12 protein-coding genes and 2 pseudogenes are annotated in these 14,826 nt (G+C 48.6%); 5 read left to right on the forward strand and 9 right to left on the reverse strand.

The genetic code is table 11. From position 1 onward, the window contains the following. Window positions 1-76: 76 nt before the first annotated feature. The 3 genes and pseudogenes from QMA13_RS35560 to QMA13_RS35570 form a co-directional block, all read right to left on the reverse strand. Window positions 77-1,962: pseudogene (locus QMA13_RS35560) on the reverse strand (ABC transporter ATP-binding protein). Beyond that, window positions 1,959-3,677, reverse strand: coding sequence for an ABC transporter ATP-binding protein (locus tag QMA13_RS35565; RefSeq protein WP_481858268.1), 1,719 nt, complete (start codon window positions 3,675-3,677; stop codon window positions 1,959-1,961). Before QMA13_RS35565 ends, QMA13_RS35560 begins: the two are co-directional and overlap by 4 nt. A gap of 224 nt (window positions 3,678-3,901) precedes the next feature. Beyond that, window positions 3,902-4,198: pseudogene (locus QMA13_RS35570) on the reverse strand (transglutaminase-like domain-containing protein); the annotation flags it as partial. 120 nt (window positions 4,199-4,318) lie between these two features. Here QMA13_RS35570 and QMA13_RS35575 point away from each other — a divergent pair. Together QMA13_RS35575 and QMA13_RS35580 are read left to right on the forward strand one after the other, a co-directional pair. Continuing rightward, window positions 4,319-5,083: a MerR family transcriptional regulator gene (locus tag QMA13_RS35575; protein WP_282938496.1), complete on the forward strand. Its 765-nt coding sequence runs from the start codon at window positions 4,319-4,321 to the stop codon at window positions 5,081-5,083. A gap of 203 nt (window positions 5,084-5,286) precedes the next feature. After that, window positions 5,287-5,943, forward strand: a complete 657-nt coding sequence (locus QMA13_RS35580) for a cell wall hydrolase (protein ID WP_481858090.1) — start codon at window positions 5,287-5,289, stop codon at window positions 5,941-5,943. Window positions 5,944-6,016: 73 nt separating this feature from the next. Here the strand turns inward: QMA13_RS35580 and QMA13_RS35585 are convergent, their stop codons facing one another. From QMA13_RS35585 to QMA13_RS35605, 5 genes are all read right to left on the reverse strand, one after another. Then, window positions 6,017-7,432 (reverse strand): YfcC family protein, encoded by a 1,416-nt coding sequence (locus tag QMA13_RS35585; RefSeq protein ID WP_282938498.1) that lies wholly within the window; start codon window positions 7,430-7,432, stop codon window positions 6,017-6,019. Then, window positions 7,425-8,633, reverse strand: coding sequence for a M20 family metallopeptidase (locus tag QMA13_RS35590; RefSeq protein WP_282938500.1), 1,209 nt, complete (start codon window positions 8,631-8,633; stop codon window positions 7,425-7,427). Before QMA13_RS35590 ends, QMA13_RS35585 begins: the two co-directional genes overlap by 8 nt. Window positions 8,634-8,989: 356 nt before the next feature. Further along, window positions 8,990-9,880: a LysR family transcriptional regulator gene (locus QMA13_RS35595; RefSeq protein WP_282938502.1), complete on the reverse strand. Its 891-nt coding sequence runs from the start codon at window positions 9,878-9,880 to the stop codon at window positions 8,990-8,992. Window positions 9,881-9,919: 39 nt separating this feature from the next. Beyond that, window positions 9,920-10,675: a twin-arginine translocase subunit TatC gene (tatC, locus tag QMA13_RS35600; protein ID WP_282938503.1), complete on the reverse strand. Its 756-nt coding sequence runs from the start codon at window positions 10,673-10,675 to the stop codon at window positions 9,920-9,922. An 81-nt stretch (window positions 10,676-10,756) separates the two neighbouring features. Then, window positions 10,757-10,987 carry a MerR family transcriptional regulator gene (locus QMA13_RS35605; protein WP_282938505.1) on the reverse strand — a complete coding sequence of 77 codons (231 nt, stop codon included), beginning with the start codon at window positions 10,985-10,987 and terminating at the stop codon, window positions 10,757-10,759. 236 nt (window positions 10,988-11,223) lie between these two features. Between QMA13_RS35605 and QMA13_RS35610 the strand changes: the two genes are divergently transcribed. Genes QMA13_RS35610 through QMA13_RS35620 form a run of 3 tightly spaced genes read left to right on the forward strand, consistent with a single transcriptional unit; the run spans window position 11,224 to window position 13,695 of the window. Next, window positions 11,224-12,834, forward strand: coding sequence for a flavin monoamine oxidase family protein (locus QMA13_RS35610; protein WP_282938507.1), 1,611 nt, complete (start codon window positions 11,224-11,226; stop codon window positions 12,832-12,834). A 21-nt stretch (window positions 12,835-12,855) separates the two neighbouring features. Further along, window positions 12,856-13,410 carry a RidA family protein gene (locus QMA13_RS35615; protein ID WP_282938508.1) on the forward strand — a complete coding sequence of 185 codons (555 nt, stop codon included), beginning with the start codon at window positions 12,856-12,858 and terminating at the stop codon, window positions 13,408-13,410. 57 nt (window positions 13,411-13,467) lie between these two features. Continuing rightward, window positions 13,468-13,695: a twin-arginine translocase TatA/TatE family subunit gene (locus QMA13_RS35620; RefSeq protein ID WP_282938509.1), complete on the forward strand. Its 228-nt coding sequence runs from the start codon at window positions 13,468-13,470 to the stop codon at window positions 13,693-13,695. A gap of 36 nt (window positions 13,696-13,731) precedes the next feature. On the opposite strand, the gene add is transcribed toward QMA13_RS35620, so the two are convergent. Next, entirely contained in the window at window positions 13,732-14,793 is a 1,062-nt protein-coding gene (add, locus tag QMA13_RS35625) for an adenosine deaminase (RefSeq protein ID WP_282938511.1), read from the reverse strand. Between the last annotated feature and the right edge of the window lie 33 nt (window positions 14,794-14,826).

Here is a 14,826-nt window from a genome sequence, read left to right on the forward strand (position 1 = left end):
AACCCTATCACTCCTTTTACGCATGTTAAATAATCCCAGAGTATAGTACCCTAAAAAGATGGGCTTCATCCGCTGCTTAACCGATATCCTTCCTAGTGCCTCTCCCCGTAAACTGACTGAGATATAAGTCGGCATAGAAGCCGCCCTGAGCCAACAGCTCTTCATGGGTCCCTTTCTCAATTACAGCTCCTTTATCCATCACAAGAATCATGTCCGCATCACGAATGGTGGATAGCCTGTGAGCGATAACGAAGCTCGTTCTTCCCTTCATTAGCTCGTTCATCGCTTTTTGAATATAGACCTCTGTGCGCGTATCGACACTGCTCGTCGCCTCATCCAGAATTAGAATCGCCGGATCGGCCAATATGGCGCGGGCGATCGTCAGAAGCTGTTTTTGTCCTTGAGAAATGTTAGACGCCTCTTCATTCAACACGGTATCGTAGCCGTCCGGCAGTGTACGAATAAAATGATCGGCATGCGCCGCCTTCGCCGCCTGGACGATCTCATCCACCGTAGCTCCTTCGCGACCGTAACCGATATTATCTCGAATCGTACCATTGAACAGCCAAGTATCTTGAAGCACCATGCCGAATAGACTACGCAAATGGCCGCGCTTCAGCTCTGTAATATCCACTCCATCAATAGTAATCCGTCCACCGTCCAGCTCGTAAAACCGCATCAGTAGGTTAATGAGCGTCGTTTTACCTGCTCCTGTCGGTCCGACGATAGCTACTGTCTGCCCCGGCTTTACGTCGATATTCATGTGCTCGATTAATACGGCTCCCTCTTTATAACCAAACGTAACGTCGCGGAAATGCACTTCCCCCTTTGGCCGCTCCAAATGTTGGGATTCTTTCGCCTCAGGAACCTCCTCCGACTCATCGAGCAGCTCAAACACCCTCTCTGCCGAAGCGATGGTAGACTGAATAATATTGGCAATATTGGCCAATTGGGTAATAGGCTGTGAAAACTGCCGTGTATATTGGATAAACGCCTGAATATCCCCGATCTCAATCGCTTTTCTCGTAACGAGAATCCCGCCGACGACACTCACCAGCACATAACCAATATTGCTAATGAAGCTCATCAGCGGCATAATAATGCCCGAAATAAACTGAGCCTTCCAGCCTGATTGATACAGCTTGTTATTGATTTCGCTGAATTTATCAATGGACTTCTTCTCGTGTCCGAATGCCTTAATAATCCGATGGCCTGTATACATTTCCTCAACATGACCGTTCAGCTCTCCTAGCGCCTTCTGCTGTCCCACGAAAAAAAGCCTGAGAACGCGATGCTACCGCCTTGGTTACCAAAAAGCTGAGCGGAAGCGTAAGGAATACGATTAAGGTCATCCAACCACTAATCGTTAGCATCATGATAATGACGCCGACAAGCGTAACGACTGAGGTAATCAGCTGGGTCAAGCTTTGCTGCAGAGTGCTGCTTATGTTGTCTACGTCATTGACGACACGGCTCAAAATCTCCCCGTGGGCCCGGGAATCGTAAAATGATAACGGCAGACGGGACAGCTTATCGTTCACCCGTTGACGCAAGTCGTAAACGGTTTTCTGCGCAACACCAGCCATAATATACTGCTGCAGATAGCTAAAGATAGCGCTCAGTACATACAAGACCGCAAGCCAAAGCAATATATTCCTTATGTAGCCAAAGTCCACCTCAGCTCCTGGCACTCCCTTGAGCTTCAGCATGACACCTTCAAATATTTTAGTCGTTGCCTTACCCATAATTTTCGGGCTGACAATACTGAACAAGGTACTAAGTACCGCTGCAAGCAATACCGTTAAGAGGGAGTAGCGGTGAGGCATTAAAAATCCGATCAGCCGCTTTAATGTTCCTTTGAAATCTTTGGCCTTTTGTACCGGCATCCCCATTCGGGGACCCCCCAGGTCCTCCGCCTGGGCCGCCGCCCATTCCACCTTGCCCTCTGCGTGGACCGCTCATGACAGTTCCTCCTCCGAAAGCTGAGATGCTACGATCTCCCGATATACCTCACTGGAGGCCATCAGCTCCTTGTGATTTCCTATGCCTGCAATGCCACCCTCATCCAAGACAATGATTCGGTCGGCATCCATGACGGTGCTGACCCTTTGAGCCACGATGATGACCGTAGCATCGCCCGTCTCTGACTTGAGCGCTGCTCGCAGCTTGGCATCGGTCTTGAAATCAAGCGCCGAGAAGCTGTCGTCGAACACATAAATCTCGGGTTTTCTCACCAAGGCTCGGGCAATGGACAAGCGCTGCTTCTGCCCTCCCGATAGGTTCGTGCCCCCTTGGGCGATAATGGAATCATAGCCGTCTGGCATAGCAGAAATAAATTCTGTAGCTTGCGAGATAGAAGCAGCATGCCGCATTTCTTCATCCGTCGCCTCTTCATGGCCATATCGGATATTGTCGGCAATCGTTCCAGAGAACAATACCGCCTTCTGGGGAACCAAGCCGATCTTCTCCCGAAGATCCTGCTGCGTCATTTCACGCACATCGACTCCATCGACACGGATACTGCCTCCGCTCACATCGTAGAAACGGGGGATGAGGCTGATCAGCGTCGATTTACCTGAACCCGTTCCCCCGATAATAGCCGTAATCTCGCCAGGACTGGCACTGAAGGAAATATCCGAGATGGCAGGCTGCTCCGCACCCGGATAGCTGAACGACACCCGATCGAATTCGATGTATCCTTTCCTCGCGTCTGTTCGCTTCCCTTCAGAGGGGTCCGTCATTGTCGGCGTCATATCCAGTACCTCGTTAATGCGGACAGCGGATACGGAGGCGCGCGGAATCATCACGAACATCATCGACATCATGATGAGCGAGAACATAATTTGCATCGCATATTGCAAAAAGGCCATCAAATCCCCTACCTGCATATGTCCGCTGCTAATACGATTGCTGCCGAACCAAATGATTGCCATGGAAGAGAAATTCATGACCAGCATCATGATCGGCATCATTGCGGCCATAATCCGGTTTACCTTGGTCGCCGTTGCCGTCAAATCACGGTTAGCTTCTTGAAACCGCTGCTGCTCGTGATCGATCCGATTAAAGGAACGAATGACTCGAATGCCGGTGAGTCCCTCTCGCAGCACCAGATTGAGTCGATCCAGCTTGATTTGCATCGCTTTGAACAGGGGCATGCCTCGACTCGCTATAATGGCGATCGCTGCCGCAAGTACTGGAAGGACGACGACAAGAACAAGCGATAGCTTTGCATCCTTGTTCACCGCCATAATAATGCCCCCGATACACATCATGGGAGCGCTGATCATCATTCGAAGCATCATGGTCAGCACCTGCTGAACCTGAGTAATGTCGTTGGTCGTTCTTGTGATTAGCGAAGCCGTTCCAATCTTATCGAACTCCTGCAGTGAAAAGTTCTCCACATGTGCGAACACCCGGTTTCGTACACCGAGTCCGAAGCCCGATGCCGTCTTGGCCGAGAGGAAGCTCGCGGTTACGGAGCAAATCGCTCCTGCCGCCGCAACGAGCAGCATGAAAGCTCCGATGCGAAATATGTATGGAATGTCTCCTTCCACAATACCTTTGTCGACAATGTCAGCCATCAAGGTCGGAAGGTACAGATCCGACAAGGACTGCAAAAAGATAAGTACCAATACAGCAGCGATAGGCCACCGAAAAGGTGTGAGAAAGGCAAACATACGGGTCACTTGCTATCACCTCGTTTACTGGCCGTTTAGCCGAAATGGTCCATAATAATCCTCATATTCCTATTTTGCTCAAGAATAAGTCATTGTTATTCAATTACCCTTCTTGGTTTCAACCCAACCGTTAGTGTGCGTGAGAGGAGCAAGGGAAACGAAGCTAAAAAAGCCTGAGAAGGAATGGCCTCTTTCTCAGGCTTATACTACATGTATATTCATTGTTAGCTGACCACAGTACAATCACACTTAGAGGCATCGAGCAGCCGCACATCGACCTTGACCTCCAGCGACTGCCTCCCAGAACCGCGATACACACCTTTTACAGGCACAATATCCTGATAGTCACGACCATGTCCGAGTTTTATATAACGCCAATCCACTTCTGCGTTATTGGTCGGATCGAACCCAAGCCATCCGGTTCCCGGTATATGCACCTCAACCCATGCGTGAGAGGCCTGCTCGAAATCAGCACTGACACCCTGTAAATCACCGACGAAATGATAGCCGCTGACATATCTGTTGAGAGGAAGGCATTTCACTTGAAAATAATTTTTTTCATCCCTTCGTCATTCCATTAAAACTAAACCCATTGACTCTAACGCAACGTGATACCCTATGCTGTACTTGGAGGTGATGATATGAACTACAAGGTGAAAGAGGTCGCCGATTTGTCAGGAATAAGCGTCCGGACTCTTCATCATTACGACGAGATTGGCCTGCTTGTGCCTGAATCCGTTAATGAAGCAGGATACCGCAGTTATTCGGACCGAGAATTGGAACGGCTGCAGCAGATTTTGTTTTTTCGAGAGATCGGCTTTCCACTGAAAGATATTAAAGACATATTAGACCACCCCGATTTCGACCGGAAGCACGCTCTTAAGGCACACCAAGAACTGCTTATCGAGAAAAGACAGCGGTTAGACAGCATCATCGACACGGTTAATAAAACCATTCAAGCCATGGAAGGAGAACAACAGATGAGCCCGCATGAACAATTCGAACCCTTTGATATGACACCTATCGAGGAACACAAACGCAAATACGCCAAGGAAGCGCGGCAAAAATACGGAGATGCTGCTATGAATCAAGTTGAGCAGAGAACGAGCGGCTACTCTCCCCAAGATTGGACTACTATTATGGAGCAATCCGCAAGTATCTACACCAAAATCGCAGCCGCTATGGATAAAGGACCGGAGGATCCACAAGTACAGGAAAGTGTAGCCGAGCTCAGAGCGTGGATTACCAACCACTTCTATGATTGCACGCCGGAAATTTTCCGCGGTTTGGGGAATCTATACGTAGAGGATGAACGTTTCACCGCGAACATCGATAAGCATAAGGCTGGACTTGCTGTCTTTTTGCGGGAAGCTATGCAGGTCTATTGCGATAGGCTGGAGTCTTAAATATTCCTTTTTCTGGATGGAACCATTAGCAGCTGCAAAACGTTGAAACGGCCTTTTTCACATCAGTAAGCAGTCTGAATACCCACTAAATAAGTGGGATAAACCCGCGTCCTTCAAGCATTTTTTAGTAAATTCCAATAAATACTGGTTGAATCCATACTCCCACTCCCCCTATAATCAGTATCCGAAAGGGGAGATGCGGTATGAAACTGAGAAATTGGAAAATATTCACCTTCCTATTCGGGTTTGTATTGTTGATGAATATAGTAGGAATTAACCCATATGCTGCTCAAGCAGCCCCGTTACTAAAGCAAGGAAACTCCAACGGAGACGTTTGGGATTTGCAGTTCCGGTTGAAGCTGGCCGGCTTCTACCAATTGCCTTTGGATGGCCTATATGGTTACAACACTGCACAAGCGGTTAAAGGATTTCAAAGTAACTTTGGCTTGAATCCAGACGGCATTACAGGCGATCTGACATGGTCCGCATTGAAGAAGCATTCTTTGAATCGTGCAGAGCTCGATATTTTGGCTAAAGTCATTTACAGCGAAGCCCGCGGTGAATCGTACGAAGGTCAAGTAGCGGTCGGAGCGGTTGTTATGAACCGTATTCAGTCCGGCAAGTATGGAGATACTATCGAGGACGTCGTATTCCAAAAAGGCGCCTTCACCGCAGTAGCGGATGGACAGTACAATCTAAAGCCTGACAGCACAGCTTATATGGCCGCCCAAGACGCCGTACGCGGCTGGGATCCTACTAGCGGCTCTTTGTATTACTTCAACCCGAAAACAGCGACAAGCTCGTGGATTTGGACTAGACCGCAAACTGTTCAAATCGGAAATCATATTTTTGCAAAATAAATTTTTTGGTCCTAAAAACAAAAAAAGGTTGTTCCAAAGGTCTGAAAAGGACCCAAGGAACAACCTTTTGTTATTACGAGTAATGAATCATATTGGCAACGACAACGAAGATCGCACCAACGACAAGCCAAGTGACCATAAGAGGCCAGAAGAACCGAACCCATTTTTGATACGCAATTCCAGATACCGCCAGGCTCCCCATCAACGCAGAAGAGGTAGGCAGGATCATATTCGTAAACCCGTCCCCAAGCTGGAAGGCAAGCACGGACGTTTGTCTCGTCACCCCAAGCAAGTCGGACAACGGAACCATGATTGGCATGGTTGTTACAGCCATCCCTGTCCCCGATGTTATAAAGACGTTCATAACGTTCTGGAATACATACATACCCAATACTTGAACCGAGCTAGGAAGCTCACCCACTAAAATGGACAGACTGTTCACGATCGTGTCGATGACATTCCCGTGGTCTAACACGACCATGATCCCTCTAGCCAAACCAATGATGAACGCACCGTACGTAATCGCACTAGCTCCCTTGACGAATTCCTTGGAAATGCGGCTCGGTCCATAGCCCGAGAACAACCCGGACAGCACACCCATAGTCAAGAACAAGGCAGCCAGCTCTTCCATCCACCAGCCTTTTTTGGAGACGCCCCAGATCAAGAGCGCAAAGCCAGCGACTACAGTAACGATTGTAAGGTAATGCTTCAACTGCATAGTCGGCAAATGGGAGAAATCAAGCTTGGTTGCAGTACCATCCGCCTCTTTTTCCAGGTCGTAAACAAGTCCCTTCGTAGGGTCCTTTTTTACTTTCCTCGCATAACGCATAATATAAAAGCTCGTGATAGCAATGAGACAAATAAGCAAAATGATTCGGAGCCACATTCCCGAGAACATAGGAATTTGAGCAATAGCCTGCGCCAAGCCGACGTTGAACGGATTGAGGATACCTGCCGTGAAGCCGCAGGAAGCTCCCAGAGAGATCATCGCCGTACCCGTCAGCGCATCGTATCCAAGCGCCCTGGCGATCGCGATGCCGATCGGTACGAATACCATCACCTCTGTAGACATCCCCATCGTAAAGCCACCTACTGAGAAAAGGGATAAAAATACAGGTATGACCCAGAGGCCTTTGTTTGCGAACGTTCGAGCCACCCTGCCTGTGATGGCTTCAATAGTTCCTGTCGAAGAAATAATCTGGAATGCTCCGCCGATAATGAAGATGAAAAATACAACATCAGCGGAATCTATGAGTCCATGAACGATAGATTTGGGAATCTCAATAAGACTTACCGGACTTGCATCTACATGATGGTAGGAACCGGTAACCAACAGGGATTTCCCAGTTACCTTATCCTTTACACGTTCAAACTTTCCCGCAGGAATAGCATAAGTCAAAACCGCGGCCACGAAGACCAGAATGACCAAAATAACATAGGTGTGCGGCATTTTCAGCCATTTGCGCTTACCTGCCAATGCGTTATCCATGAACTTGTCCCCCACTGCTTTGTTGTTTCCACTGCTCGAACTCATTGCGAACGGCCAGCATCGCTTCTTTATCCATACATAAGTCGTAGGCTGTCATTGCCATCGCCTTGGCCGCTTGATTCATCTCGATCATGCCCGCCTCCGTGCCGGCAAGCTGGCAAAATTCCGGCGTATGCGTCGTTGCATCTCCAATGCGGATATACGGATGAATGGTGGCCGTTACTTGGCCTACATTGCCGATATCAGAGGAACCGATGCCACCTTTCTTCGGCGGATCACACACTTCGATGCCCATCTGCTCCAGATTGCCTTGGAATAATGCCGCCATTGCTTTATTATTGTTCCTTTCGGCATAGATCAGACCCTCAGCAATATCAACCGTCGCTCCAACCCCCTCGGCTGCGTGACGCACCGCCTTGTACACTTTCTCTCTCACCGTCTCCAGCTCCACAACCGTGGCCGCTCTAAGGATAAACACCGCCTCGCACAGTTCCGGCACGACATTCGGTGCATCGCCGCCCTTCGTAATGATCCCGTGAATGCGGACATCCTCCTTCACAAACTGACGGATCGAATTAATCGCGACATAAGCATTGATCATGGCATCCAAAGCACTGATGCCTCTCTCCGGAGCAGAAGCAGCATGCGCTTGTCTGCCGTGGAAGGTGAATGTCGCATCAACGCAAGCAAGAGCTCCGCGCAGCACCATCGTCTTGCTCTGCGGGTGAACCATCATGACCGCATCGATATCATCAAATACCCCTTCATTGCACATGATGATTTTACCGCCGCCTTCTTCTTCCGCCGGTGTCCCGAGCACGATGATTTTCCCAGGCAGCTCAGGGTAAGCATCCTTCAAAGCAAGCGCCGCTCCAACTGCAGCCGTACCAATCAGATTATGACCACAAGCGTGTCCGATCACTGGAAGTGCATCGTATTCCGCAAGCAAGGCTATAGTAGGTCCGCCCGTGGCACCTTCCCATGTCGCGCGAAACGACGTCTCCAGACCCGCGATGCCTCTCTCCACCTTGAATCCTGCTTTTTCAAGCGGTTCGCTTAACCACTGTTGAGCCTGATGCTCATGGAAGCTCAGCTCTGGATTAGCATGTATAAGCGCCGCCAAGCTACGGAGTTGTTCATCCCGCGAATCTACTGCTTGTTGAAGCCTAGCCTTCTCTTTATTTGAATTATTGTTGTTCATTGTCACTCCCACCCGCCCTATCTCATGATGTTGTTTTATGACAACTCAGCCACCTGGGCGACCGAATATTTATGCAACTTATTTGAATTATTGTAAAGCGGCTAACCCAATATGTAAAATGAATAGTTTTTTGCGGTTCACTTAAAATTTTTTTATACCATAAACCAATAACCCGCGTCCGAATTGGATTTTCTGCACATCATCCCAACTCCTAGCCCTTTCGTATTGAGGATCGGCAATACTCTGAGTGAGACATTAAAGATAACTAGTTGCAGCATAAATATGCATCGAGATATACAGCGAAGCCATCGGGTATAAAGAAAAAAAGCGCAGCACTCTTGTAAGAGCGCCACGCTTTATTGTGGATGCAGTTCTTTCATAAAAGATACGAATCGATCAACCGTGGCCATCTGCAGGACAGACTGCTTATAGACCATCCAAGTATTGCGTTTCATCGGCTCCCCGTTTTTGCGATACAGCTCCACCTTATGAAGTCGATCCTCATCCGTAACGAAAATCCCCGGGATAATGGAATAACCCAGTCCGTTTTTGACCATCTCCTTGCAGGTTTCGTAGCTGTCCACCTGCATCGTAACTAGCGGAGGGACATGGAACCGTTCGCGCCACCAGGCGTTGATCGTTTCACTGAACGGCAGCGGCGAGTAGCTGCTCGTCTGAATTTTCGGCTGTTTATAGCAGATCTGGGGAAGACGCGGCAAGTCTTCCCATTGAAGCTCCTCTTGAGATACGAGACAAATATGCTCGTCATGCAGCAGCTGCTTCCCTTCAAACCAAGGATAGTCCCCGCGAATAATACCCACATGAACTTCTTCTTGCCCAAGCAGCTCCAAAATCTCGGTACTTAATCCACAGGTGACGATGAGTTGGACCTCCGGGTACATATCCCGGAACCTCTTTAATATAGGAGGTAGCTTATACAGTCCAAAGTAGCTGGACACTCCGATACGAAGGTTGCCTTTGACCTCGTTGCGCATGTTTACAATGTATTCTTTCATCTTATTCAGGTCATCGAGCATCTTTCTTGCATATTCCGCCAAATATTCGCCCTCGGGAGTCAACCTCGTCCCCTTAGCATTTTTAACGATAATGGGCACGCCCATTTCCCGTTCCATCTGATGAAGGCGATACGTCAACGCCGGCTGGGTGATATATAGACGCTCCGCCGCTTTGGTCAGACTTTGCTCCTCCGCTACAAACTGAAGCATCAAATAGTCCTTCTCATTCATGAATTCACCCCTTTCACCAGACTGTTTCGGCCAAGCTGGTTATGCCGTCGACTCCATCGCTCCCGATTCCCTGAGCTGCAGCTGCTTGCGGTAAACGATGCCGGACAGCCACACACTGATCTCATAAAGGCCAATTAACGGCACAGCCACCATAAGATGCGACAATATTTCAGGCGGCGAAATCAGACTGGCTACAATAACCAGCACCAAGTACGCATACCGCCGCATCGTATGCAATCGTTTTGGATTCAGTATTCCAATTTTGGTCAAAAACATCACAACAACCGGCAGCTCGAACGCCACTGCCAACGGGATCACGATGTTAAACATAAAGCCAAAGTATTGGGAAATTCCATACGTCTCGGTAAATTGCAGACTTCTGGCAATCCCTGTCGTAAAGGTGAAGCTCATCGGAAACACAACAAAGTAAGCAAAACTGAACCCCACAATAAAACAAACAACCGTAAAGGGAATATATTTCAACGCCGCGTCCTGCTCATTGGTTCTAAGCCCTACGTTAACGAACTTCCATACCTGATAGAGCGCGAAGGGCAGCGTAACCGCCAGAGAGAAGGCTAATGCAATACTCATATAGATGCGGATTCCGTCCCATGGCGAAAAAACGTTCCAAGCAATTCCCGAGGCAGGCGGCACACTCTTTAAATATACCAAAATTCGCGGCGCAATAAACAGTCCCGCTGCCATTGTCACAACGACCATAAGCAGCACCAGCAAAATACGTTTGCGCAGCTCGGCGATATGATCCATCAGCGTCATCGTTCTATCCTCCTGCATAGGCTTAGCCACCAACCTTTCTAGTTATATTATCGATCCGTCCTTTCGAAGCACCAGTAAACCTTCAGGTCCCCTACCTGTCTATACACTTTTAAAAGGTCGCATCGCCTTTAGCTCAAATGTGTGAAAGCCATCCTTCAGCTTTTCATTGATTTCTCGAAGCCTCTTTACATCTTCAAATGAATACCGCCTCGCCCCTCCCTTCGTCCTGGCAGGAAAGATGAGCTTACGCTCCTCATAGTACCGAATTTGCCTCTCCGATAAGCCCGTCAACTCTTTGACAATCCCGATGTTCATTACTTTTTCTTCCATCTTAATTACCTCCTATGTTAATTAAATGTCATGTACAAGGCTGATGAAAAGATAAATGAACCATTTTCCCCATTTCTTGAGATGATTCTAACAAAAACAATTCAAAAAAAGCAACGGTTTTTGAAAAACAAAAAAACAATGTTAGAAAACCTAACAAATTTTGAGTCAAATAAAATTTTTTTTGGTACGATCTCGTTGTGAGGTTGATCCACTTTAACACAAAGGAGTCGAGGAGAATGGAGACAAAGGAACCAACTAAAGAAATAACCCGAAGACAGTTTTTAACGACAGTCGGCAAAATCGGTGGGTCTGCAGCCGTGTTCAGCATTATGGGCACACTGGGATTGCTCTCACCCGAGACATTAAAAGCAGCCGAATTCACCCCTCCGAATCAAGACGACCTGTCTTCCACTCATCGCAACGGCAAAAAGATCGTCATTCTCGGAGGAGGTATTGCAGGCATGACTGCAGCCTACGAGCTCGGGCAGGCCGGATACGATTGTACAATATTGGAGGCGAGAGCCCGAGCAGGAGGACGGATCTGGTCCGTAAGAAGAGGAACGACCGTTACAGAAATCGGCGGCGTCAAGCAAGTGGCACGATTTGACACAGGTGAAGCCATGTACCTAAACGCAGGACCCATGCGGATCCCACAATTCCACGTAACCATGGAATATTGCCGTAAATTCGGCGTAGCCATCGAACCTTTCAACAACGTTAACGAGCACGGCTACTATTACAACGAGAATGTAGGCGAATTGTCAGGGCGTAAAGTGAGGAAACGGGAAGCAAAGGCGGATGTGAAGGGATATGTATCCGAGATGCTGGCCAAAGCCGTCAACCAGAATGCACTAGATCTACCACTTAGTCCAGAGGAGAAAGCCAAGCTGGTAGATTATTTGAAGCGTGAGGGCGATTTGAACGCCGACCTGTTCTACAAAGGCTCCGAGCGCGGCGGCTATACCGAAGAGCCAGGCGGTAAGCTGGATGCCGGCGTACGCAAAGACCCCTTCGACATGAAATCGATTATCAGCTCCGGCTTCGGCAACTTTTTCAGCAATGAATACTCCTATGACCAACAAATGATGATGTTTCACCCGGTAGGCGGGATGGATCAAATCGCCAAGGCTTTCGAGAAACGTGTAAGTGACCGCATCGAATTCCATTCGGAGGTTAAGGAAATTCGCCAGGACGCAAGCGGCGTTCGCATCGTCTATACCAACCTGGAGACAGGCGCCACCAAAACCATCACCAGTGATTACTGCATTTGCACCATTCCTTTATCTGTACTCAAAAGCATCCCGGCGGATTTCTCCCCGGAAATGTCCGATGCGATCTCGAAAGTCAACTATGCATCCGCAGGCAAAATCGGACTTCAATTCAAACGCCGCTTCTGGGAGGAAGACGAACAAATCTACGGCGGCAGCTCCTTAACTAACATGGATATCACACAGATGTATTACCCGCCAACCAACTATTTTGGCAAAAAAGGGGTTCTACTCGGCTACTACGTAACAGGCGCCAACGCCGACAAGCTTGGCAAATTGTCTCTCGCCGAGCGCGAAAGCTATGTATTAAGCCAAGGAGCCAAAATCCACCCGCAGTTCCACAAGGAATTCGAAGCTTCATTCTCCGTTCACTGGAAAAACATCAAGTACAATCTAGGCGGATGGGGCAGCTATTCTGCGGATGAGCGCAAAACAATCTACCCCACCTTGTGTAAGCCAGACGGCAGAATTTATTTGGCAGGCGAGCATATCAGCTACATCCCCGCTTGGATGGCCGGCGGGATCGAATCCGCACGAAAAGTCGTCACCGAGATTCATGAACGCGTCATGAAAGAATAGATGAAGGGACGGTCGAATGATATGCATAAAAAATTAAAAACCATTCTCGCTGTAGGCGTACTATCCTCAGTCATCGGAGTAAGTGCTTATGCAGACGAATCGCAAGCATCAAATAAATACCCGGCAGAACCAGTTCATGAAGTAGAGTTTTACGGAAATCCTTCCTCAACCATATCTGGCGGCGTGTCGGTCCCTGCAGGCTCCTCCTATTTGTACACCAGTGGAACAACACCGCCTGTATTGAACAAGGACGGCGCTACCGTATATGAGCGTTACGGAGACACCAAGACTCAAGCGAAGGGCGTTCTCAAGAACATCGAGAACCAATTGAAAGAAAAAGGATTAACAATGAACGATGTTATCTATCTGCGCGCCTATCTTACAGCCGATCCGAGCAAAGACAACAAATTCGACTTCAAAGGCTGGAACGAGGCGTATGCAGAGTATTTCAACACCGAGTCCAACCCGGTCAAGACCGCCCGTTCCACCGTTGGTGTAGCCGGACTGGTCAGCGAAGATTGGCTGATCGAGGTCGAAGCCGTGGCTGTATACCCAAACAAACATAATCAAAACTAAGCAGTCAAAAATCATATTTCAATACAAAACCTATAACATTTAAGGAGTTGAGCGTGTATGCTTCAAAATATCGGCTTTCCAGGTCTCATGATGATTTTGGTGGTTATCTTAATCTTATTCGGTCCTTCCAAGCTGCCGGAGCTTGGCAGAGCGGTAGGCCGCACACTTCACGAGTTTAAATCTTCCGCACGCGAGCTTGTTTCGGAGCACAAGGAAGGTGGCGAAGATTCCAAAGTCGCACCACTAAAAGAGCAGAAGGAAGTCGCCGAAAGAAGCCACGCTTAACATTTAAGAGCCACCCTCGCAGGTGGCTCTTCTTGTCTATATCATTTCATCAACGAGATCGACGCCGAGCTCTTTGAGTTGCCGCCGAAACTCCCGTTTCAAAGCCACCTTCTCTTCCCCTTCCAAGAAGGAGGCCTCGACCCCGTTCATGATCAGCACCGCAATCTCCTCCAAGCTGAAGCCAAACTTATCAGCAACTATCTCGTATTCCTTCGTAATATTCGTCCCCGACACACTTGGATTATCCGTATTAATCGTGACCATAACCCCGCTATCGAAATATTCCCGAATTGGATAGGCGTCCCATCCGGATACCGCCTTGGTTTGAATATTGCTCACCGGACACATTTCCAAGGGAACCTGACGTTTTCTTATCATATCCAGTATGGCTGGGTTCTCTTTAAGCCTAACCCCATGACCAATACGTACAGCACCAAGATGAGTTACAGCTTCGTATACGTTATCGGCACCCCCAGCTTCCCCTGCGTGGATCGTCACAGGAATCCCTTTTGCCCGCGAGGCAGCAAACACTTCACGGAACAATTGCGGCGGATACGCAGCCTCATCTCCAGCCAAATCTATAGCCGCAATGCCTCTACCAATAAACTTCCCCGCTGCCTCGACTACTTCCAAATTTTCTTCACAGGAATGGTTTCTCATACAAATAGCAATCACCTTGGCCTTAACCCCATAGTCCTCCTCTCCACGACGCAGACCTTCGACTACAGAGCGAATGGCTTCTTCTACCGAAAGGCCCTTCCTGCGATGAAGCTGCGGAGCAAACCTCACTTCGACATACCGACAATTATGCTCCGCCGAGTTCTGTACGATTTCATACGCAACCCTCTCCAAAGCCACCTCCGTTTGAAGAAACGGAACCACAAAGTCAAACTTGCTTAAATAATCCGTCAAACTCCCGCATTCCTCACTCACTTGAATATAAGGGAGCAGATCCTCGCCTTCGCTTATCGGAAGCTCTACCCCTTGATCCTTAGCCAAATCTGCAATAGTCTGCGGCCTCACACTTCCGTCCAAATGCACATGAAGATCCACCTTCGGCAGCTGTCGCAGCAGCACCTCATCCCCTCTCATTGCCATCTCCAACCACTCCTCTCCGTCAGAAAATATCAT

The organism is Paenibacillus sp. RC67 (assembly GCF_030020805.1).
Classification (GTDB): domain Bacteria; phylum Bacillota; class Bacilli; order Paenibacillales; family NBRC-103111; genus Paenibacillus_S.

Bases quoted from the DNA above. Each gene is read 5' to 3' on its own strand.
- QMA13_RS35565 (WP_481858268.1), bottom strand. From the start codon at position 3,677: ATGTTTGCCTTTCTCACACCTTTTCGGTGGCCTATCGCTGCTGTATTG.
- QMA13_RS35575 (WP_282938496.1), top strand. From the start codon at position 4,319: ATGAACTACAAGGTGAAAGAGGTCGCCGATTTGTCAGGAATAAGCGTC.
- QMA13_RS35580 (WP_481858090.1), top strand. From the start codon at position 5,287: ATGAAACTGAGAAATTGGAAAATATTCACCTTCCTATTCGGGTTTGTA.
- QMA13_RS35585 (WP_282938498.1), bottom strand. From the start codon at position 7,432: ATGGATAACGCATTGGCAGGTAAGCGCAAATGGCTGAAAATGCCGCAC.
- QMA13_RS35590 (WP_282938500.1), bottom strand. From the start codon at position 8,633: ATGAACAACAATAATTCAAATAAAGAGAAGGCTAGGCTTCAACAAGCA.
- QMA13_RS35595 (WP_282938502.1), bottom strand. From the start codon at position 9,880: ATGAATGAGAAGGACTATTTGATGCTTCAGTTTGTAGCGGAGGAGCAA.
- tatC (WP_282938503.1), bottom strand. From the start codon at position 10,675: ATGCAGGAGGATAGAACGATGACGCTGATGGATCATATCGCCGAGCTG.
- QMA13_RS35605 (WP_282938505.1), bottom strand. From the start codon at position 10,987: ATGGAAGAAAAAGTAATGAACATCGGGATTGTCAAAGAGTTGACGGGC.
- QMA13_RS35610 (WP_282938507.1), top strand. From the start codon at position 11,224: ATGGAGACAAAGGAACCAACTAAAGAAATAACCCGAAGACAGTTTTTA.
- QMA13_RS35615 (WP_282938508.1), top strand. From the start codon at position 12,856: ATGCATAAAAAATTAAAAACCATTCTCGCTGTAGGCGTACTATCCTCA.
- QMA13_RS35620 (WP_282938509.1), top strand. From the start codon at position 13,468: ATGCTTCAAAATATCGGCTTTCCAGGTCTCATGATGATTTTGGTGGTT.
- add (WP_282938511.1), bottom strand. From the start codon at position 14,793: ATGGCAATGAGAGGGGATGAGGTGCTGCTGCGACAGCTGCCGAAGGTG.